This window comes from Vibrio sp. 1CM8B, assembly GCF_023161685.1.
GTDB classification, from domain to species: domain Bacteria; phylum Pseudomonadota; class Gammaproteobacteria; order Enterobacterales; family Vibrionaceae; genus Vibrio; species Vibrio coralliirubri.
The window spans coordinates 47,450-68,250 of record NZ_JALNTU010000006.1; the positions used below are offsets into that span (position 1 = coordinate 47,450).

Consider the following 20,801-nt stretch of genomic DNA (forward strand, 5'->3'; position numbering starts at 1 on the left):
GTTAGAAAAGACCACTCAAGATTATTGGTTTTACAAATAGTAAGCAAGCCAAGCATAACAAATAAAAAGGCTGCACAGAGGCAGCCTTTCAATCAAACAAAGCGAGTGAGATTAAACCGAGAATGGGTACTTAATCGCTTCGTGGCATTCGTAACCTTCAACCCAGAAGTCATCCATCGTTACCCACGTTTCCAAATCTTCTAGAGACTTAATCTCAGGATTGATATGGAATGTTGGGCCAGCTAACGGCTCACGCTTTAACTGGATATCACGCATGGGTGCAAGTTGATCTTCGTAGATATGAGCATTCACAAGCTTATGGTAAGCCACGCCAGCTTTCTTGCCCGTGATTTGCGCCATGATCGCTAGGAAGACATACACTTGAACCATGTTGAAGTTCAGGCCTAGGGGCACATCACAAGAGCGTTGAGTACTGTTTAGGTACAGAGTGTCACCAAGTAGAGAAAAGTGATGGCTGTACATACACGGACGTAAGCACCCCATGTGGAACTCGCCTGGGTTATAGAAGTTTAAGATCTCGCCACGGTCATCAATGCCGTTCGTTAGAGCATCAACAATCTTCTTCAGTTGGTCGATATGACCGCCATCAGGTTTTGCCCATGCACGTCCTTGAACGCCATAAACACGGCCCATGTCATCTTCACCCTTGCGGTAAGGATTATTTAGCCATGCTTCGTTCAGGTTCGAGTTCGCATCCCAAGTTTTAGTCCCTAGCTTACGAAAATCTTCAGCATTATCGTAACCACGGATATAGCCAAGCAGTTCAGCAACTGCGGCTTTCCAAAAGCTTTTACGCGTTGTTACCAGTGGGAATTGGTTATTACCAACATCATATTCAAGGTCAGCATTGATCACGGTTAGGCAGCGCTTGCCCGTGCGTTCATTTTCAATCCAAGTACCGTCATCAACGATACGCTGACAGAGATCTAAATACTGTTTCACACCAATTCCTTACTTCGTTTGTTGTGGTAATTCGTCTTTGTAGTGACCACGTTTGTATGCCCACACCATCATCAGCACACCGATGATAACCATTGGCAGTGACAAAATTTGTCCCATAGAGATAAATCCACCGAACAAACCTAGGTGAGCATCAGGTTCACGTACGTATTCTACTAAGAAGCGGAATGTACCATATCCTGCTAGGAATAACCCTGATACAGAACCAAGAGGACGCGGCTTTTTGATAAACCAGTTCAAGATGAAGAACAGTACAATACCTTCAAGCGCCATCTCGTAAAGTTGAGATGGGTGACGAGGAAGTGGACCACCGTTAGGGAACACAATCGCCCATGGCACATCAGTCACACGGCCCCAAAGCTCGCTGTTCATGAAGTTACCTAAGCGTCCCATACCTAAACCAAATGGCACCAATGGTGCAATCATGTCTGCCACACCAAAGAAGGTTCGACCGTTCTTTTTGGCATACCAAAACATGGCAGTAATAACACCAAGCAAGCCACCGTGGAAAGACATACCGCCAGTCCATACCTTAAATAGATACAGTGGGTCTGCTAGGAAAAGATCAAAGTTGTAGAAAAGTACGTAGCCAATACGACCACCCAGCACCACACCTAGAAAGCCAGCAAACAGTAAGTCTGATACTTGCTCTCGAGTCCAACCGCTACCTGGTTGGTCAGCTCGGCGATTTGCTAACCAAAGAGCAAACATAAAACCGACAAGGTACATTAGGCCGTACCAACGAACTGAGATTGGTCCTAGTTCAATAAGAACAGGATCGATATTTGGGAATTCGATAAAACCCTGAGACATACTTGGCTCTCTATCTAAATTGATTAACGGTTAGCTCAATGGCTAACAGAAAAGACACTACAGCAGCATTGTGGCTGCTATAAACATTAAAAATACCGCAAAGAATTTCTTCAGCACTGGGGTTGGCAATTGAGTGGCCAGTTTCGCACCTACTCGAGTGGTCAAAACTGAGGTACAAGATATCGCGATCAAAGCCGGCAGATAAACATAACCTAAGCTATATGCAGGAAGATCATCGACAGAAGATCCATGCCAAATGAAACCTAGCATTCCCGAAATCGCGATAACACAACCGCATACCGAAGATGAACCGACGGCTTTACGCATTTCCACACCGTGATGGTTAAGGAAAGGTACTGATAAAGACCCACCGCCAATGCCCGCTAAGCTTGATACCAAACCAATCCCGCCACCACACAACACGGTTTTAGCTGAACCTGGCATCGATTTTTGGCTCTTAGAGCGAATCGACAACAGCATTTGCAACGCCAATACCAACACAATCACACCAAAGACTTTTGGTAGGTATTGAGCTGGAATTACATCGGCCACGAAAGAACCGAGGAAGCCACCTATCACTACACCTGGCATCAACCATTTAACGACAAATATCTCTACGTTACCCAACTTTAGATGGTTAATCGCAGACGATCCTGACGTAACGATGATGGTTGATAACGAGGTAGCCAATGCCATTTGCATCGCAAACTCTTGGGGGATACCCGCTTTAGGAAGCAAAAACAGTAAGGCAGGAACCACCAGCAAACCACCACCAATGCCTAGCAAGCCAGCTAAAACACCAACAATAGCACCAAGGCCTGCTAACAAGCCTATCAGTTCATATGACACGTTAAATCCTATTTTTTACCTGCTCGAATGAAGCCTGTAAATTCACGCTCTTCGAAATAGTTCAGCATCATACTATAGATGTCACTACCATACGGTTTTGAAAGTGCCTTATTTGCCAAATCCTGTAATTCAGCCAAGTTCGATTGACGAATCAAATATTTGGTTCTTGCGACATTCGAGGTATTCATACTTAACGTCTCATACCCCAACCCAATCAATAGCAGCGCGCCCATCGGGTCACCGGCTAACTCGCCACAAATACACACAGGTAATTGATATTGCTTACAAGTATCATGAATTTGTTTTAATGCCATGATCACTGCAGGGTGCATTGATTCATAGACATCGGATACTCGTGAATTGTTCCGATCAACCGCTAATAAATATTGGGTTAAGTCGTTGGTACCGACTGAAACGAAGTCGACCTTATGCGCAATCAGCGGCAGTATGTACAGCATGGATGGCACTTCAATCATGATACCAACGCGAGGCATACGCACTCGGTTATCAAGATCATGCACTTCATCATACGCTTGTTCAATCAGCTGTAGCGCGTCATCCAATTCCTGAGCACCTGAGATCATCGGCAGCAAAATACTCAAGTTATGGCTTTCACAACTCGCACGTAGCATGGCACGTAACTGAATAATAAAGATGTCTGGATGATCGAGCGTAAAACGAATACCACGCCAACCAAGGAATGGATTGTCCTCTTCGATAGGAAAATACGGTAAGGCCTTATCACCACCGATATCGAGTGTACGCATCACCACTTGTTTCTCTGGGTAGCTTGCCAGCACAGAGCGATACTGCTTGAATTGTTCGTCCTCTGACGGGAATCTTTGCTGCAACAAGAAAGAGATTTCAGTTCGATACAGCCCTACGCCATCAACGCCTTGGTTGATAGCGATGTTAGTGTCTGCACTCAAGCCCGCATTAAGCAGGATCTCGACTTGCTTGTCGTCTTGGGTTTTTGCCGGAAGGTACAGTTCACGATTGACCATAGAGGAGAGCTCACTCTCTTCTAGAATCAGCCCTCGATACTCTTTGAGCAGGCTTTTAGTCGGCTCGATAAAGATCTCACCGCTATACCCATCAACAATCGCTCGCTTACCATTAGCTTGAGCTAAGTTAAGGTTTACCCCCATGACTGAAGGTATGCCAAGCGCTCGAGATAAAATCGCTGCGTGCGAGTTCGCCGCCCCTTCCAAAGAAATAACCGCCAAGAGCTTTTCTTTTGGAATAGACGCTAATACCGAAGCGGTTAACTCACGAACCACTAGAATAATCGGCTTATCTAACGTGCGAAGTTCATGTTCAGAGTTGTGGAGGAAATAGAGCAGCCTTTGTCCGAGCTCTCGGATGTCTTGTGCTCTCTCACGAAGATACACATCGGACATACGAGCAAAGCGATTCGAATAGCTTTCAACAACCTGTCTTAATGCCCAATCGGCTTTATCGCCTTTCTGAATTTGGCTTTTTAGATCCTTACGCAACATTGGATCGTTGAGTAAGTGAGTAAACAGGTCAAAGATCGCCAGCGCGTCTTTATTGATTTCGCTATCTAAGCGCTTTCGCATGCGCTTAAAGTCATTGAGGGCGTTTTCAACCGCTACCGCCAACAACTCATGCTCTCTCTCTACATTGAGCGTCGAAGCAGGATAAACATCGGTGAGTTCAGGCTGAGTGTTATCCCACCATAAGTCACCAATCGCCACGCCCGATGAAGCGGCAATACCTTTAGTCGCAGGTAGCTTCTGTTGCTCTAACAGCCAATGGCCTTGAGTTTGGGCGTGCGCCACAATAACGGCAAGTTGTGCAGAGAGCGTGACAAGGAAGGATTCTTCCATCTCACTAAATAAACGCGGGGTCTTCTGTTGAATGACCAATACACCGAGCACTTGCTTGCGGTGGATAATCGGAGTACCGAGAAAAGAGTGATAGACGTTTTCTCCAAGCTCTGGAAAAAACTTATAAGCAGGGTGAGCAGAGGCTTGTGCAAGGTTGATAGGTTCAGCACTTCTTTTAACAAGACCAACCAGACCTTCGTCAAAACCAATGTGAATGCTATTGCCTTTGAAGATCAGGCCTTGAGTTGCCATCAACTCAAGGCGCTGCATATCATTATTTGCCAAATACACGGTGCAACATTCCGTCTGCATCGCACTGCATGTCTCTTTAACCAAAATATCAAGAGCCGTCGACACATCTTCAACTCTTGATACGTGTTCAACTATTTCCCTTAGTTGACTGAGCATGCTTAACCTCTACGCAATTTGCGCTTTCCTTTTATTTTTCGCTCTTTAAACGGCATTGCTAAAGATGCGAACTCTTTCATCGCTCGACGGTAAACATCTCGCTTGAAAGAAACAACTTGTCGAACTGGGTACCAGTAACTCACCCAACGCCAACCATCAAACTCAGGTGTACTTCCACGCTGCATATTGATATGCGATTCATCGCAATCTAAGCGCAAAAGGAACCACTTCTGTTTTTGTCCAATACAGACAGGTTTAGAATCCCACCGAACCAGTCGTTTGGGTAGCTTGTAGCGTAACCAATGACGACTTGTCGCGACGATCTTTACATCCTTTTTAGTAAGGCCAACCTCTTCATACAACTCGCGGTACATTGCCTGTTCCGGAGTCTCACCTTCATCTATTCCCCCTTGAGGGAATTGCCATGAATGTTGCCCGTATCGTTTAGCCCAGAAGACCTGACCATGGTTGTTACAGATTACAATACCAACATTTAATCGGTAACCATCGCCATCTATCACTGGCCAACCTCTATCTAAATTTTTAATTACTCTGATTTTTCCACATATCCCCAATCGGAGCAAACTTAGTGACGTGATAAGCGCTATATTTATGAATAATAACTAGGAATATGGATAAGTTTTGCTCAAATTCTAGTTACCCACACAATAGTGAGACATAGACCACATTTATTCACCTTTTCTGTGAATAACTATGTGAAGAATTACCCGCAATCGTTTTTTTTAATCCATAGATTCATCAACACCAAAAACGACAAATCAATAAAACCTAATTTATTTTTATATAAATCATATAATTAAAATAATATTTTGGTTTAAAAAAACATTAGAAATGTAAAAGATCTTTCAGAAACCTGACATGGTTAAAGATCAACCACTCCGATGTTTATCCACACTACTAAGTGAAAGATTCATTTTGAACCCCATTTGGCAAGCATTTTATCCACCATAAACCCCTGTTTATTTATCCACTAAATTAATATTTCAATTAATTACCTTTATGTCCTGTGGATAACCCTGAGTTTGATCCCTTCTATCGCAAGGAGATCATTTCTTAACCAGTCGGCATTTGGTGATAACTTCTGATAAAATCGTTTTTTTGATCATGCCTTTTATTATGAAACCAGAACCACAAACACAACAAGAGCTGTTAGAGCGCGCGTATGCCATCGCCGGAATGACCTTTAAAGAGCTCGCCGACGAAGCCGAGATGATGATGCCAAACGACCTTAAGCGTGATAAAGGCTGGGTTGGGCAGCTATTGGAATGGCACTTGGGTGCGCCTGCAGGCAGTAAGCCAGAACAAGATTTTGCCAAGCTCGGGATAGAACTAAAAAGCATTCCGATTGGCTATTCTGGCAAGCCACTCGAAACCACCTTTGTGTGCGTTGCGCCTTTGATGGGCGTGCAAGGCATAACTTGGGAAACCAGCCACGTTCGAAACAAGCTGTCTAAGGTGTTGTGGATCCCTGTCGAGGGAGAAAGAGAGATCCCGCTAGCGGAGAGGCATGTAGGATCCCCATTATTATGGACACCTAGCCAAGCTGAAGACGAACTCTTGAAAAGAGATTGGGAAGAACTGATGGAGTTGATCGTTTTAGGCAATGTTGAACAGATAACAGCAAGACACGGTGAAGCACTGCATTTACGTCCAAAAGCAGCCAACAGTCGCGTGTTAACTGAAGCTTACGGTGCAAGTGGAAAACCTATCAAAACTAAACCACGTGGTTTCTATCTGCGAACTCAATTCACCCATAAATTACTGACAACACATTACGCATAGATCGTTTAATCTAGACTCGATAGCCTAAACTATCAGTGCGTTACAAAACAGTCTGGAATTAGAATCAATATCTCGCTACAAACGCCTCTTAATGAGGTTTGAGCGCCAGTTCAATATCACAGTAGCTTTGGCTTGGCTCATTACCAAACTCATCATAGGCGTTGTGTAAGCGAAGATACGCCTTTTCAAAGCCGAGCCGGAGTAACTCCTCTTTCACTTGATCCAAGGATCCGAAGTGAAGCGGCTCGCCGTCTTGCTTTACCGGTTCTAGCTTGTGTTTGTACTCCACCGCGAGTAGATATTCTGAGATATCAGAACAGCCAATAACGTACACTTTCGGTGTTTGATATGAGTCTTTGTGCTCTCCATGTAACCACATGTCTAATTGATGCTTTTGCATAGCCGACCTCCCTTGCTCTATAAAGCTTAGTAGAACTCTTTTCCTTTACTAGATAACGACTTAAAAAAGCACAGATCTCGGCTTAAAAAAGCAAAAAAGAGAAGCAAGCGCTTCTCTTTTTTGGCCAGTTCTAGTTCAAAAGTTTGCCCTTTCGACGCCATAACTATCACTGTGAATTATCTTAGGGGTTGAAAGGTGCTATCAACCCCGCAGATTACGTCGGTATTCGTGCACTTAAGACACGACGAAGGTGACGTACTCGACGTTCAATAGTGACGACTTCTGGTTCAGAAAAACCAATCGGTCGACCGTCAGCTTCAAGACCAATATCTCTTAATAAGTGAGTATTGTTCCATGGCAGATCATATGAACTACGACGAACTTTTCGTTGCCATTCACGCTCTTCACGACGAAGATCGGCACGGATAAGGACTGTTGCTAATTTTAAATATACTGAGTGACGCATAATAACTCTCCAGTTGTTGAATCAACTGAGGAAAAATAGCGTGTTAGATAGTATGAGGGCTTCTCACTTAGCTGCTATTTTTCCGCAGCCAAATAAGGGTACGGATCTATTAGTTAGGTTTATCTTGGGTGTTTCGATCGGCCATGGCTGATGTATGTGACATTTCAGTCACCATGTCAGTACACGGATCAAACGACGCGCAAACATGCTGTATAAAATCGAAATGTTTCATTTGCGCCTCCAAGCTAACTAAAAAATCCAAAAAGAAATGGGGTAGTAAAAGCAGACAAGTCTTTGTTAAAACGTTGCTTTCACGGTTAAAGTCTAACCAAGTGAGTATATTATTCAACCGATAATTGGTTAACATTTTTAAAACAATGCATTCGCCTGAAATATCAGTTGCATATTCATCTACATATAACATATTCACTATGATTATATAAAATCGCAGCATATCTCTCTTAGGGATGAGCTAGAAAACAACGGACTACCCTTCAGAAACAAAAAAACCACGTAGATACGTGGCCTTTAATTTACGGTGACTGAATAAAGTCATGTAGAAAAGAGTCTAAACAACCCCTTCAGAGATTAGGCTGTGTTTATTCAGCAAGCGGTACATCGTCGCTCGTGATACACCGAGCTCCTTAGCTGCCAACGAAACCTGACCACCGTAAGATTCCAAAACAATTAACAACGCATCGCGCTCTGAGCGCTCTCGAATACTCTTCAAGCTTCGGCGTTCATCATTCTGTTTTGGTAAATCCAGTTGGTGATCCTCAATGATCACAGCATCAGACATCAACACAACACGCTTAATCTGATTCATCAGCTCACGCACATTTCCAGGCCAATGGTATCGATTCATCGAACGGATAGCATCGTCTGAGAAGCTCTTCGCTTGAGCATTAAACTCTTTCGAGTACTCACGTAGAAAATGATTCGCCAGTACTGAAATATCGCTCACACGTTCTTTTAAGCTCGGAACATGAATACGCAGAACATTGATATAATGATAAAGCTCTTCATTGAAATCGCCCTCGATCAACGCCTTCTCGATATCAGAGGAGTTCGCGGCCAGAATACGCACATCAACGGATTTCGGTCCATTCGCGGTTTCAATCTTACCTTCTTGCAGAAAGCGCAGCAGATTCAGTTGTTGATTGCGTGGCATCGCCAAAACATCATTGAGCAAGATGGTTCCGCCATCGGCTTCTTCCAACATACAAGGCGCAGTCGCTGGCTGTGCTGATATGCCAAACACCTCGGCTTCTATTCTCATCTCAGACAAGGCACGACAGTTAACCGTTAAAAATGGTTTCTGTGCTCGCGACGAATTTTGATGAATCGAGCGTGCAATCGTCTCTTTACCAGCCCCACTCTCGCCATAAATCAAGATACTGACATCCGTCGGCCCAATACGCTTTACTTGGTCTCTCAAGCGCTTCACGGCCACAGAATCGCCTAGAAGCCCCATGTTGTTATTGATGCCGTAGTTTGGCCATACCTTCTGCTCAAGCTTAAGCATACCCAGTTGGTGACCAATGGTACTCAGCAATTGAGCATCTGGGATTGGTGCCGTGAAAAAGTCGATACAGAAGTTGACGATAAACTGGCAGATCGTATCAGAGCTTAATTGAGATTCACGGATAAAGGCGAGCCATCTCACCTGCTTGTTATTGCTCACAAGGTTAGCAATACCATTGAGACTGAACTCATCATGACTAAGATCGACAATGCCAATACATGGGCCAATATCAGCAATCAAGGCATCGGCTTTTCGTAAATCTGCACACTGGGTACACTGCCAACCCACTTGTTCTAACACTGATAACCAGGGTTCGTACGCACCACCAACGACGATAAGAGAACCTGGTAAGGAATCCATCTTAAATTGAGTTCCCATCCTTCTTCCTTATTCTATTTTTATTTAAATCAGACTAATACGAGTCACTGCTTCATCATTCGACAAAATGCCGCGAGATCGTATTCATCGCAGAGACGTATAGTAGTGAGACTATCTTAGATTTTATGTCTCAATAGTAAGACTATGTCAGAAATAACGATTTTTCGAATCAAGAGTGCGGTACAGACTAGGTTTTGAAGCCCAAAAACAGAAAAAGCCACCCGAAGGTGGCTTTTTTATTACATAGGCTGTTACGCCCTAAAAGCGAGAATTACGCTTGTGGACGCATTGCCGGGAACAAGATCACGTCACGGATTGTGTGCGTGTTTGTAAATAGCATTGCTAGACGGTCGATACCGATACCTTGACCCGCTGTTGGCGGTAGGCCGTGCTCTAGTGCAGTAATGTAGTCTGCATCGTAGTACATCGCTTCGTCATCACCCGCGTCTTTCGCGTTAACTTGCGCTTTGAAACGCTCGTCTTGGTCTTGTGCATCGTTAAGCTCAGAGAAACCATTCGCTACTTCACGGCCACCGATGAAGAACTCAAAACGGTCTGTGAAGAATGGGTTGTCATCGCTACGACGTGCTAGAGGAGAAATGTCCGCTGGGTAGCCAGTGATGAACGTTGGTTGAATTAGCTGAGGCTCAGCCGTTTCACCAAAGATCTCTTCTAGAAGCTGACCACATGTCCAGAACGTTTCTACGTCTACGTGTACAGATTTTGCGATAGCAACCATCTTCTCGCGGTCTTGTAGGTCTGCTTCTGTTAGCGCTTGAATCTCAGCGTGCTCAGGGTTGTAGTGTTTGATTGCATCGAACATGCTCATGCGAGCGTAAGTGCCACCGAACTCAACCGTTTCGTCACCGTAAGGCATAGAAGTAGAACCAAGAACGTCCATTGCTGCCGTGCTTAGCATCTCTTCTGTCAGATCCATAAGGTCTTTGTAGTCAGAGTACGCTTGGTAGAATTCCATCATTGTGAATTCTGGGTTGTGACGTGGAGATAGACCTTCGTTACGGAAGTTACGGTTGATCTCGAATACACGATCAAAACCACCAACCACTAGACGCTTAAGGTAAAGCTCAGGTGCAACACGTAGGTACATGTCGATGTCTAGTGCATTGTGATGAGTGATGAATGGACGTGCAGTTGCGCCACCCGGGATCACGTGCATCATTGGCGTTTCAACTTCTAGGTAGCCTTTAGCGCTCATGAAGTTGCGGATTGAAGATACAAGCTTAGAACGCACGATGAATGCATTGCGAGAGTCTTCGTTCACGATTAGGTCAACGTAACGCTGACGGTAACGCATCTCTTGGTCAGTTAGACCATGGAACTTCTCTGGTAGAGGACGAAGTGCTTTAGTCAGCAATTCAAACTCTTCCATGTTCACGTAAAGGTCGCCTTTACCTGATTTGTGAAGCGCACCTTTAACACCGATGATGTCACCGATATCTAGGCCTTGGTACTTCTCTTTCAGTACTTTTTGTACGTCTTTCGCTGCGTATGCTTGGATACGACCAGAAGTTTCTTGAATCGCAAGGAATGGACCACGCTTCGCCATAACACGACCAGCGATCGCAACGATGTGGTTAAGCTCTTCTAGCTCTTCCTTAGTCTTCTCACCGAATTCCGCTTGAAGATCGCCAGCTAGGTGCTCACGACGGAAGTCATTTGGGTGACCGTTAGCTTTGCAGTTTTGGCGGATGTGATCCAGCTTGCTGCGGCGCTCAGCGATTAGTTTGTTCTCTTCAGGTGAAGAAGCTTCTTGTGCGTTTTCGTTTTGAACAGCATCAGTCATTAGAGATGTACCCTGCTTTTAAAATTTGGACCGCTATATTTTTGCAAATATAGGCATTTTTACCAATATTATTGGTAAAGCTTAATAGTTGATAAAGCTTACAGACCTGATTTCAGGCTAGCTTCAATAAACTTGTCTAAGTCACCGTCAAGAACCGCTTGAGTATTACGGTTTTCGATGCCGGTGCGTAAATCTTTGATACGAGAATCATCCAGTACGTAAGAGCGGATTTGACTGCCCCAACCGATGTCTGATTTCGTCTCTTCGCTCGCTTGTTTTTCAGCATTTTGTTTTTGAATCTCAAGTTCAAAAAGCTTAGCACGTAGCTGCTTCATCGCTTGATCTTTGTTCTTATGCTGCGAACGGTCATTCTGACACTGAACCACGGTGTTAGTCGGAACGTGAGTAATACGTACCGCCGATTCCGTGGTGTTTACGTGCTGACCACCAGCGCCAGAGGCACGGTATACGTCAATACGTAAGTCAGAAGGATTAATGTCGATCGTAATGTTGTCATCAATCTCAGGATAGATAAACGCAGATGCAAATGAAGTATGACGACGACCACTTGAATCAAATGGTGACTTACGAACTAGACGGTGAACACCAGTCTCTGTGCGTAACCAACCGTAAGCATACTCACCAGAGATACGTACCGTTGCGCCTTTAAGGCCAGCAACATCGCCATCAGACACTTCGATAACTTCAGTCTTGAAGCCTTTCGAATCTGCCCAACGTAAGTACATACGCAACATCATTGAAGTCCAGTCTTGAGCTTCTGTACCGCCCGAACCTGACTGTAAATCGATGTAGCAATCTGATGCATCGTGATCACCAGAGAACATACGACGGAATTCCAGTTTCTCTAGCTTAGCTTCAAGCTCGGCCAGTTCTGGTTCAATTTCATCGAACGTTTCTTGATCTTCTTCTTCAACCGCAAGCTCTAATAGGCCATCAACATCCTCAACACCTTGGTCAAGTTGGTCGATCGTTTCTACTACCGCTTCCAATGCAGAACGTTCTTTACCTAACGCTTGAGCACGCTCAGGTTCGTTCCATACATCCGGTTGTTCTAATTCTGCGTTTACTTCTTCTAGACGCTCTTTCTTAGCGTCATAGTCAAAGATACCCCCTCAGGATATTTGTGCGCTTAGACACATCCTGCAGACGGTTTTTTATAGGATTGATTTCAAACATTTTAGCTCATCATTTATGAGTAGAATTTAACCGAAGAATTGTACTCAAAAGTGTGACGGAGATACAGAATTTTTTAGAGTGGTGAACCAAGATTCAACAACTTAATGGGATATAAAATTGACAGGCAGAAAAAACACGTAAAATTTGTAAGGTCAGGAAGGAAAACAAGCCCTGTTTTTGAACAGAGCTTGTTGAATTTGGCGCTATATGATGAGCATTATTGAGCCCAAAATAACTATTTGGCTTCGATATGATCAATCATTAGCTGCAACGATTGGTTGCCGCGAAATTCGTTGATATCGAGCTTAAATGCAAGGTGAACGGTTTTCACCGAGGCATCAGGCCAGCGACGTAGGTCGACGTTAAAGGCAATACCGTCAATCATCACATTGGTAGGGTGACCTTTGTAGAGCGGCTCGAGCATCAACTTAAGGTGTTTTTCACCCACCAGCTTTTGGTGCAGAACTTTAAACTCACCATCGAAGATTGGCTCAGGGAAAGCTTGTCCCCACGGGCCACCTGAACGCAGCGTTTCAGCGGTGTGCATCGAGAACTCTTCTGGTAACAGCTCACCATCAGACAAGATAATGCCCTTCAGTGCGGTTTCTCCAAGTTCATTCTTCACAACATCATTAAACAGCTTGCTGAAGCGTTCAAAGTCCTTTTCCATGATGGTTAAGCCGGCCGCCATTGCGTGGCCACCAAACTTAAGAATCAAGCCTGGATTTTGTGTATCAATTCGGTCCAATGCATCACGCATGTGCAGACCCGGAATTGAACGACATGAACCTTTGATACTGCCTTCGCCGCCATCTGCAAACGCAATCACTGGGCGGTGGTATTTGTCTTTGATACGCGAAGCCAAGATACCAATCACACCTTGGTGCCAATCACGTTGGAACAGGGCTAAGCCAAAAGGTAGGTCGTCTTTACCAAATTCCAGGCGCTCACAAAAAGCCATCGCTTCTTGCTTCATGCCCTCTTCGATCTCTTTACGTGTTTGGTTCAAGCCATCGAGTTCACTCGCCATGCGACGCGCCGCATGGATGTTGTTACTCATTAGCAGCTCAACACCAAAAGACATGTCGTCCAGTCGGCCAGCTGCATTAATGCGAGGACCAAGAGCAAAGCCAAAGTCAGACGCCACCAAACGCTTAGCGTCTCGTTTAGCGATTTCGATCAAGGCTTGAATGCCCGGACGAGCTTTACCCGCACGAATACGTTGCAAACCTTGATGCACTAAAATTCGGTTGTTTTCGTCGAGTGGAACCACGTCGGCAACCGTACCCAGCGCCACAAGGTCAATCAATTCCATCAACTTAGGTTCTGTCATGCCGCGCTCTGCAAACCAATTCAGTTTACGCATGTGAACACACAGTGCCATCATCAGATAGAAAGCCACACCTACACCCGCTAGGGCTTTCGAAGGAAAAGCACAACTCTCAAGGTTTGGGTTAACCATCGCATCGACCATTGGCAGTTCATTGCCCGGCAAGTGATGATCGGTAACCAGAACCTCTAGCCCCTTCTCTTTAGCAAAGCGAACACCTTCAATTGAAGAGACACCGTTGTCGACCGTCATGATCACTTCAGCACCAAGCTCGATTGCCTGTTCGACAACCTCAGGGCTCAAGCCATAGCCATCTTCAAAACGGTTTGGTACCAGATAGTCGACGTTAGAGCTGCCGAGCATACGTAACGCTAAAACAGACAGCGCCGAACTGGTCGCGCCATCGGCATCAAAATCACCAACAATAATGATGCGTTTTTGCTGCTGAATCGCTTTGAACAGCAGCTCAACCGCAGCATCAATGCCGCCCAGTTTTTGATAAGAGTGCAGACCTTTCGCTGCTGTCTCTAGTTGGTCGGCACTGTCGATTCCGCGGCTCACATAAATGCGCTTTAACAAGTCAGGTAAGTGGGCAGGTAAGACTGAAATGTCGACCTCAGGACGGCGTTGGATCTCTATCATATAAAAATGGGCCCGATATCAATCAGGCCACTCCTTAAATCAAAAACATGGGGGGGACAAATTGGCAATACAGAAAACGAGATTATTGCTCTAAACGTTGAAGAAGTTGTGCTGGCGGTAAGTAACCACTCACCAACTCACCACTTGCTAGCACGATAGCCGGTGTGCCATTGATGCCAAGTTCACGACCCAATTGGTACTGTTTAGCAATGATCTGCTTTTGCTCTGCTAGGTCTTTACCAGAGGCTGGCATTTGACGGTTTACTTTAGCGTCATGCATCGCTGTTTTTGGATCATCTGAAGCCCAGATTGCTGCCATTTGATCGGCAACTTGCCCTGTCGCACCTTGGCGTGGGTAAGCCATGTAACGAACAGTGATACCCAGATCATTGTAGCCTTGCATTTGGCTGTGCAGACGAACACAGTAGCCACACGTAATGTCAGTAAATACCGTCACAACATACTTTTCGTTATCGGCTTTGTATTCGATAACCGTATCCGACATCGCTGCGACTTTTTCAGCATTCAGCGGAGCTTGACGCTCAGCTAAAACATCACTGAACTTACCGTTTTCATCCAAAGAGTAAAGTGTACCGGCTAGAAAGTGATCGCCCTCTGGAGAAGAAAAGATAATGCCGCTGTTGGTTTGAACTTCTAACAGACCATCGATATCCGAAGGAACAATCTTATCGACCTTAATACCGATTTTTTCAAAACGCTTAGTTAACGCAGCTGTATCAATAGCTTGAGCTGGAGCAGCTTCTACGGCTGTTGATGTTGTTTCTACTTTCGCTTCTGATGCATTACATGCAGTAATCATAAGAGGAAGCGCTAGTAGAGGAAGACGGCGTAATACGCTCATTAAGTTCACCTTAAAAATAAATGGATTTAAGCACGTGGGTGATGCTGCGCGTGAATTTGCTTCAGCCTTTCAGTCGCCACGTGAGTATAAATTTGGGTTGTCGATAAGTCACTATGCCCAAGTAACATCTGTACGACCCTGAGATCTGCGCCATAGTTCAGTAAATGCGTCGCAAAAGCGTGTCTCAATACGTGGGGTGACAACAATTCTGTGTCGATTCCAGCGACGACCGAGTAGTGCTTGATACGATACCAGAACGTCTGACGGGTCATTTGCTTGGCGCGTTTACTCGGAAAAACCACATCAGAACTGTTTTCGCCAAGTAGATGTGGACGACCTTGTTCAATAAAAGTCTCTATCCAATCCACCGCATTTTCGCCCATTGGGACCAAGCGCTCTTTGCCACCCTTACCAATAACACGCACCACACCTTGTCTTAGGCTGATGTTTTCCATCGTCAAGCTAACCAGCTCTGTCACACGCAAACCGGTTGCATAGAGTAACTCAAGCATCGCCTTATCGCGAAGCTCAATCGGATCGTTCGGATCTGGCGCATCGAGCAAAGCATCAACCTGTTCTTCGCTCAAATCTTTCGGCAAGCGTTGCGGCAGCTTCGGGCTGATCAACAAGGCACTTGGATCATCGCCTCTGATTTTCTCGCGGTGCAAATATTGGAACAAGCGACGAATCGCCGACAACATACGGGCACGAGAGGTCTGCTTAAAATCGGCGTCGGCTAACCAGCCTTGATAATCCTGTAAACCTGAAAGGCTAATGAAGTCGAGGCGGTAATTGTTCTTTTCCATCCACGCTAATAACTTGGATAAATCGGTACGGTACGAGACAAGCGTATTCTCCGATAATCCTCGCTCCATCCACATAGCATCTAAAAACTGCTCAACGAGACCGTGGTCTGCGCTCTGCCCTTGAGGCGACTGCATAGTGTTACTCACAATATTGGAAACTGTTTTGAGAGTATGCCAGAGCAAATATGAATGCCATAAAAATTACGACTTGAGCGGATAATCGCTGCAATCGAAGTCGATTTATGGTTAGAATTCGCCATCTGAAATTAAAATCGAACGTTTGCTATGAAAATTGGATTATTTTACGGCTCAACCACCTGCTACACAGAAATGGCAGCAGAGAAAATTCGCGGCATTATTGGTGAAGACCTAGTTGATATCCATAACGTGAAAGAAACCCCTCTTTCATTGATGGCGGACTACGACCTTTTATTGCTGGGCATCTCGACTTGGGACTTCGGTGAAATCCAAGAAGATTGGAATGAACTGTGGGAAGACATCGCAACCACGCCAATGAAAGGCAAGGTTGTGGCTCTGTTTGGTTTAGGTGACCAAGAAGGCTACGGCGAATGGTTCCTAGATGCGATGGGTCTATTGCATGATGAACTGAAAACCGCGGGTGCAGAGTTTGTTGGCTTCTGGCCAAACGATGACAGCTACGAGTTCGAAGCGTCTAAAGCGTTAACGGAAGACAAATCTCAATTCGTTGGTTTGGCGCTTGATGAAGATTCACAATACGAGCTTAGCGACGACCGTATCGCAAGTTGGGTTGAGCAAGTACTGGTTGAGTACAGCGAAAAGCTATAACCAAACAGAAGTGCTCCCGGCTAAGTAGCTAACCAAGTAACTAGCTGGATATAAAAAGACCACAGAATACAAAAAGGCCTCATTACTGCAAAGTAATGAGGCCTTTTCTATTTCATCTCGAAGGACAATCTAATCTCAACGGAAGATTAAACAGTCTCTTCAGCCATCTCTTGTTCTGTTGATTTACCAACAAAGAACATACAGATGATTGCAGCCGTTGTTGGAAGCAACCAACCCATACCGATCTCAAACAGTGGCAGCATCTTAAGTGCAGACACGTCTACACCCGCTACTTTAGCGCCATCAATAAGAGCAAACAGCAGTGACACTAATACCACTACGCGGTAAGCCGCTTTTGGATTAGGGAAACGGCTACGCAAGAATGTCAGAGCAACCAACGCGATAGCGACTGGGTACAGTGCAAACAGTACTGGAACAGACAGAGAAATCAGTTGAGAAAGGCCAACGTTTGCAACGGTTGCACAAGCGACACCGTTGATGATTACCCAAGTCTTGTAAGACAGAGGCGTTAGCGAGCTGAAGTAATCAGAACACGCTGACACAAGGCCAATCGCCGTTGTTAGACACGCTAATAGTACGATCACAGAAAGCACTAGCTGACCAGAAGGGCCAAACAACGATTGAACGTATAGACTTAAGATAGCGCCGCCATTGTCGGCACCAGCTGCGACTGTTGCACTTGTTGCGCCTAGGTAGAATAGAGAGATGTAAACAAACGCTAGACCCGCTGCGGCAATACAACCCGCGCTAATTAGGTACTTAGTCGTCGCTGCACGGTCAGTAATGCCCTTGCTACGAATCGCATCAACAATCAGCATACCAAACATCAAAGAAGCAAAAGTATCCATGGTGTTGTAGCCTTCAAGGAAACCTTTGGTCAGTGGCTGAGTGATGTACTCACCGTGAGCCGCAAGAATATCACCTTGAGGGTTAACGAACACAGCAATCGCCAGTACAACCAAACCAACGAACAATGCAGGTGTTAGTACCTTACCAATGATGTCAATAAGCTTACCTTGCGACCATGAGAAGAACATCGCTACTACAAAAAATGCAATCGAAAAGAGAGTTAAGTGAGCTTGAGAGGCATCGATGAAGAACGGTTTCACCGCCATCTCATAGGCAACAAGGCCAGTACGCGGTGCAGCAAATGCAGGACCGATAATGATAAAGATCAGCACAGCCATGATGGTTGCAGCTTTCTTAGGAAGATCTTTAGTTAAGTGACCCCAAGAGCCACCAGCCACTGCGACCGCGACGATAGTGATTAACGGCAGACCAACGGCAGTCAGCAGAAAACCAGACATCGCTGGCAGGAAGTGATCACCGGCTAATTGGCCAGCTAGAGGTGGGAAGATGATGTTACCTGCACCCAAGAAAAACGCAAAAAGCATAAAGCCCAATGCCATTATATCTGTTAGTTTTAGACTCTGTTTCACAGATAATCCTTAATTATATTTATGAATTTATGTTGTGCTTACATGAATGTTACAGCTTAAAGCTGCCAATCAATCTATAAAATAGTCGCGCATAATGACGAAACAACTGGCTAGCTGCAAGTCACCACACAAAAACACCATATAAATTTGCATATGAGAACAAAAAGCAGTGGATTCCACTAGCTATAGAAAAATAGCCACAATTATAAACTAACCATAATTCACAACAATAGTTTCTCAAGCAGAACATTGATTCATACAAGCGGTTAACATTAGAGCTAATCACTTAAAATATCTCGATACTCAGAACATTAATGAAAGACAAGACAGTGCAAACTAAAAGCTTCAATTTTAAGCAATTCTCAATTTACGGCGGACAAAGCGGTATGCCAGTCAGTACCGATGGCGTATTACTTGGCGCATGGGTAAGCCTGCCACAAAGATCATGTGTACTCGATATTGGAACCGGAACAGGTCTGCTGGCCTTAATGGCTGCGCAGCGTTTTGAGGATGCTTCAATCTCTGCGATAGATATTGATCAACACGCCATTGATGCTGCCACAGTCAATATTGAGCAGTCGCCTTGGCAAGATCGTATCTCTCTTCATCACGGCAGCGTGTTAACGACCGACTTTCCACAAAAGTTTGATGCGGTCATCTGTAACCCGCCCTACTTCAACTCTGGAGAACAGGCGCAGCAAAGCCAAAGAGCCACCGCCAGGCACACCGACAGCTTGGATCATTTAGCGCTTGCCCAGCGTTGTTTCGAGATAACCACTGAAACCGCGACTGCCAGTTTCATCCTACCGACGCCTGAGGGGGAAGGTTTTATCAAGCTTGCCGAGCAATGTGGTTGGTATCTAGCAAAACGCCTTGATGTGAAAACAACAGATAAAAAGCCGGCTAGCCGAATTCTATTTGAGTTATCTAAAGATCCTGCTTGCGAGCAAGATTTGCAGCGCGAATCGCTTACAATTCATCACCAAGGTGGTTATAGCGAAGCATTTATTGCGCTCACTAAAGATTTTTATCTCAAGATGTAGCAAATACCATGTGATCCTAATCACTAATGCTTCTATAATGTCCGACTACTCTTTTTTATCGTCTGCTTTTTGAGGCAGAAACATTTATTGCTTGTGGAGAAACAACAGTGATCAGAACCTTTGCAGAACTCGATCTAAACCAAGAGCTGCTTAAAGCAATTGACGAAATGGGCTACGAACGTCCAACACAGATACAAGCTGAAGCAATCCCACAAGCGTTAGATGGAAGAGACGTTTTGGCTTCTGCGCCAACAGGTACTGGTAAAACAGCATCATTTGTATTGCCAGCACTGCAATACCTACTGGATTTCCCACGTAAGAAATCTGGTCCTGCACGTATGCTTATCCTGACGCCAACGCGTGAGCTAGCAATGCAGATCACCGAACAAGCACGTGAGCTTGCTAAATACACCAGCCTAAACATCTTCACGATCACAGGCGGTGTGATGTACCAAGAGCACGCAGATATCTTAAGTACGACTCAAGATATCGTAGTAGCAACACCTGGCCGTTTGATGGAATACATTGAAGGCGAGCGTTTTGACTGTCGTGCGATTGAATGGCTGGTTCTAGATGAAGCCGACCGTATGCTAGACATGGGCTTTGGCCCTGTTGTTGACCGTCTGTCTGCAGAATGTCGCTGGCGTAAACAAACTTTACTGTTCTCAGCAACGCTAGAAGGTAAAGGCATTGAAGGCTTCACTGAAGACCTACTTAAAAACCCAGCGGAGATCGATGCGAAATCATCACTTCGTGAGCGTAAGAAGATCACTCAGTGGTACCACCGTGCAGACACAGCAGAGCACAAGCTGAATATCCTAAAGCACGTCATCACAGAGCAAGCTGAGCGCAGCATCGTATTCTTGAAGACGCGTGATCGCCTAGGAGATCTACGAGCTCAACTTGAAAGCGCGCAAATCCCATGTGCATGGATCCAAGGTGAAATGCCTCAAGATCGTCGTAACAACGCGATTGCTCGTTTCCGTGACGGTTCTGTAAACGTACTGCTAGCGACTGATGTTGCAGCTCGTGGTATCGACCTTCCAGACGTAAGCCACGTAATCAACTACGACATGCCACGTACGGCTGACGTATACCTACACCGCATTGGCCGTACTGCTCGTGCTGGTAAAAAAGGTAACGCGGTTTCTATCATTGAAGCGCACGATCAACTAATGATTGAGCGTGTGGCTCGTTACACAGACGAACCAATCAAAGAACGCTTCATCGAAGGCATGCGCCCTACGCATAAGAAAGCGGCGGTGACTAAGAAGAAGAAACCAAAGAAAGAAGATAAGAAAGCGGTAGAGAAACAAAAAATCGCGAAGAAGAAAAAAATCGCGAAGAAAAAGAAAGCAGCAAAGAAGAAATAATCTA

The 20,801-nt window shown here is 45.2% G+C and carries 18 protein-coding genes; 4 read left to right on the plus strand and 14 right to left on the minus strand.

The features are described from left to right. Positions 1 to 111: 111 nt before the first annotated feature. The 5 genes from MSG36_RS13805 to rppH are packed head-to-tail and all read right to left on the minus strand — an operon-like array spanning position 112 to position 5,422. A complete protein-coding gene (locus MSG36_RS13805) occupies positions 112 to 963 on the minus strand; it encodes a thymidylate synthase (RefSeq protein WP_248368406.1) in 852 nt (283 codons plus the stop codon). 9 nt (positions 964 to 972) lie between these two features. After that, complete coding sequence (lgt, locus tag MSG36_RS13810; protein WP_017059338.1) at positions 973 to 1,794, minus strand: prolipoprotein diacylglyceryl transferase; 822 nt, start codon at positions 1,792 to 1,794, stop codon at positions 973 to 975. Positions 1,795 to 1,851: 57 nt separating this feature from the next. Beyond that, on the minus strand, positions 1,852 to 2,643 hold the full coding sequence (locus tag MSG36_RS13815; protein ID WP_048606789.1) for a sulfite exporter TauE/SafE family protein: 792 nt from the start codon (positions 2,641 to 2,643) through the stop codon (positions 1,852 to 1,854). Positions 2,644 to 2,651: 8 nt separating this feature from the next. Beyond that, positions 2,652 to 4,901, minus strand: coding sequence for a phosphoenolpyruvate--protein phosphotransferase (gene ptsP, locus MSG36_RS13820; RefSeq protein WP_048606787.1), 2,250 nt, complete (start codon positions 4,899 to 4,901; stop codon positions 2,652 to 2,654). A gap of 2 nt (positions 4,902 to 4,903) precedes the next feature. Continuing rightward, positions 4,904 to 5,422: an RNA pyrophosphohydrolase gene (rppH, locus tag MSG36_RS13825; RefSeq protein WP_017059335.1), complete on the minus strand. Its 519-nt coding sequence runs from the start codon at positions 5,420 to 5,422 to the stop codon at positions 4,904 to 4,906. A gap of 616 nt (positions 5,423 to 6,038) precedes the next feature. Between rppH and mutH the strand changes: the two genes are divergently transcribed. After that, positions 6,039 to 6,704 carry a DNA mismatch repair endonuclease MutH gene (mutH, locus tag MSG36_RS13830; RefSeq protein ID WP_248368407.1) on the plus strand — a complete coding sequence of 222 codons (666 nt, stop codon included), beginning with the start codon at positions 6,039 to 6,041 and terminating at the stop codon, positions 6,702 to 6,704. A gap of 88 nt (positions 6,705 to 6,792) precedes the next feature. Here the strand turns inward: mutH and MSG36_RS13835 are convergent, their stop codons facing one another. The 8 genes from MSG36_RS13835 to xerD all read right to left on the minus strand — a co-directional run bounded on the left by MSG36_RS13835 (position 6,793) and on the right by xerD (position 16,249). Beyond that, the gene (locus MSG36_RS13835) at positions 6,793 to 7,104 is read right to left on the minus strand and encodes a DUF6482 family protein (RefSeq protein WP_004735016.1); all 312 of its coding nucleotides are present in this window, start codon (positions 7,102 to 7,104) and stop codon (positions 6,793 to 6,795) included. 214 nt (positions 7,105 to 7,318) lie between these two features. Then, a complete protein-coding gene (locus MSG36_RS13840) occupies positions 7,319 to 7,570 on the minus strand; it encodes a hypothetical protein (protein ID WP_004735015.1) in 252 nt (83 codons plus the stop codon). Positions 7,571 to 8,138: 568 nt separating this feature from the next. Continuing rightward, positions 8,139 to 9,473, minus strand: coding sequence for a cyclic-di-GMP-binding transcriptional regulator VpsR (gene vpsR, locus MSG36_RS13845; RefSeq protein WP_050053118.1), 1,335 nt, complete (start codon positions 9,471 to 9,473; stop codon positions 8,139 to 8,141). 271 nt (positions 9,474 to 9,744) lie between these two features. Then, positions 9,745 to 11,277 (minus strand): lysine--tRNA ligase, encoded by a 1,533-nt coding sequence (lysS, locus tag MSG36_RS13850; RefSeq protein WP_017059330.1) that lies wholly within the window; start codon positions 11,275 to 11,277, stop codon positions 9,745 to 9,747. A gap of 98 nt (positions 11,278 to 11,375) precedes the next feature. Then, a protein-coding gene (gene prfB / locus MSG36_RS13855; protein WP_248368408.1) for a peptide chain release factor 2 occupies positions 11,376 to 12,474 on the minus strand; the annotation gives its coding sequence in 2 pieces (ribosomal slippage) (positions 11,376 to 12,398 and positions 12,400 to 12,474; 1,098 coding nt in all). Between the two features lie 235 nt (positions 12,475 to 12,709). Next, entirely contained in the window at positions 12,710 to 14,446 is a 1,737-nt protein-coding gene (recJ, locus tag MSG36_RS13860; protein WP_248368410.1) for a single-stranded-DNA-specific exonuclease RecJ, read from the minus strand. Positions 14,447 to 14,528: 82 nt separating this feature from the next. Next, a complete protein-coding gene (locus MSG36_RS13865; RefSeq protein ID WP_017062874.1) occupies positions 14,529 to 15,308 on the minus strand; it encodes a thioredoxin fold domain-containing protein in 780 nt (259 codons plus the stop codon). Positions 15,309 to 15,334: 26 nt separating this feature from the next. Beyond that, complete coding sequence (gene xerD / locus MSG36_RS13870; RefSeq protein ID WP_017059327.1) at positions 15,335 to 16,249, minus strand: site-specific tyrosine recombinase XerD; 915 nt, start codon at positions 16,247 to 16,249, stop codon at positions 15,335 to 15,337. Positions 16,250 to 16,399: 150 nt separating this feature from the next. Here xerD and fldB point away from each other — a divergent pair, with 150 nt between their 5' ends. Beyond that, a complete protein-coding gene (gene fldB, locus MSG36_RS13875) occupies positions 16,400 to 16,921 on the plus strand; it encodes a flavodoxin FldB (RefSeq protein ID WP_048606779.1) in 522 nt (173 codons plus the stop codon). 146 nt (positions 16,922 to 17,067) lie between these two features. Here fldB and brnQ read toward each other — a convergent pair whose 3' ends face one another. Then, positions 17,068 to 18,381: a branched-chain amino acid transport system II carrier protein gene (gene brnQ, locus MSG36_RS13880; RefSeq protein WP_050651911.1), complete on the minus strand. Its 1,314-nt coding sequence runs from the start codon at positions 18,379 to 18,381 to the stop codon at positions 17,068 to 17,070. 314 nt (positions 18,382 to 18,695) lie between these two features. On the opposite strand from brnQ, the gene MSG36_RS13885 reads away from it, so the two are divergent. Further along, positions 18,696 to 19,424: a methyltransferase gene (locus MSG36_RS13885; protein ID WP_050651912.1), complete on the plus strand. Its 729-nt coding sequence runs from the start codon at positions 18,696 to 18,698 to the stop codon at positions 19,422 to 19,424. A 107-nt stretch (positions 19,425 to 19,531) separates the two neighbouring features. After that, on the plus strand, positions 19,532 to 20,797 hold the full coding sequence (gene srmB / locus MSG36_RS13890; protein ID WP_017059323.1) for an ATP-dependent RNA helicase SrmB: 1,266 nt from the start codon (positions 19,532 to 19,534) through the stop codon (positions 20,795 to 20,797). The last annotated feature ends 4 nt before the right edge of the window (positions 20,798 to 20,801 follow it).

What these genes read in the sequence shown, in the direction of transcription:
- lysS (WP_017059330.1), bottom strand. Translation starts at nt 11,277, where the DNA reads ATGACTGATGCTGTTCAAAACGAAAACGCACAAGAAGCTTCTTCACCT.
- MSG36_RS13840 (WP_004735015.1), bottom strand. Translation starts at nt 7,570, where the DNA reads ATGCGTCACTCAGTATATTTAAAATTAGCAACAGTCCTTATCCGTGCC.
- lgt (WP_017059338.1), bottom strand. Translation starts at nt 1,794, where the DNA reads ATGTCTCAGGGTTTTATCGAATTCCCAAATATCGATCCTGTTCTTATT.
- xerD (WP_017059327.1), bottom strand. Translation starts at nt 16,249, where the DNA reads ATGCAGTCGCCTCAAGGGCAGAGCGCAGACCACGGTCTCGTTGAGCAG.
- MSG36_RS13885 (WP_050651912.1), top strand. Translation starts at nt 18,696, where the DNA reads ATGAAAGACAAGACAGTGCAAACTAAAAGCTTCAATTTTAAGCAATTC.
- vpsR (WP_050053118.1), bottom strand. Translation starts at nt 9,473, where the DNA reads ATGGGAACTCAATTTAAGATGGATTCCTTACCAGGTTCTCTTATCGTC.
- recJ (WP_248368410.1), bottom strand. Translation starts at nt 14,446, where the DNA reads ATGATAGAGATCCAACGCCGTCCTGAGGTCGACATTTCAGTCTTACCT.
- ptsP (WP_048606787.1), bottom strand. Translation starts at nt 4,901, where the DNA reads ATGCTCAGTCAACTAAGGGAAATAGTTGAACACGTATCAAGAGTTGAA.
- mutH (WP_248368407.1), top strand. Translation starts at nt 6,039, where the DNA reads ATGAAACCAGAACCACAAACACAACAAGAGCTGTTAGAGCGCGCGTAT.
- MSG36_RS13835 (WP_004735016.1), bottom strand. Translation starts at nt 7,104, where the DNA reads ATGCAAAAGCATCAATTAGACATGTGGTTACATGGAGAGCACAAAGAC.
- fldB (WP_048606779.1), top strand. Translation starts at nt 16,400, where the DNA reads ATGAAAATTGGATTATTTTACGGCTCAACCACCTGCTACACAGAAATG.
- MSG36_RS13865 (WP_017062874.1), bottom strand. Translation starts at nt 15,308, where the DNA reads ATGAGCGTATTACGCCGTCTTCCTCTACTAGCGCTTCCTCTTATGATT.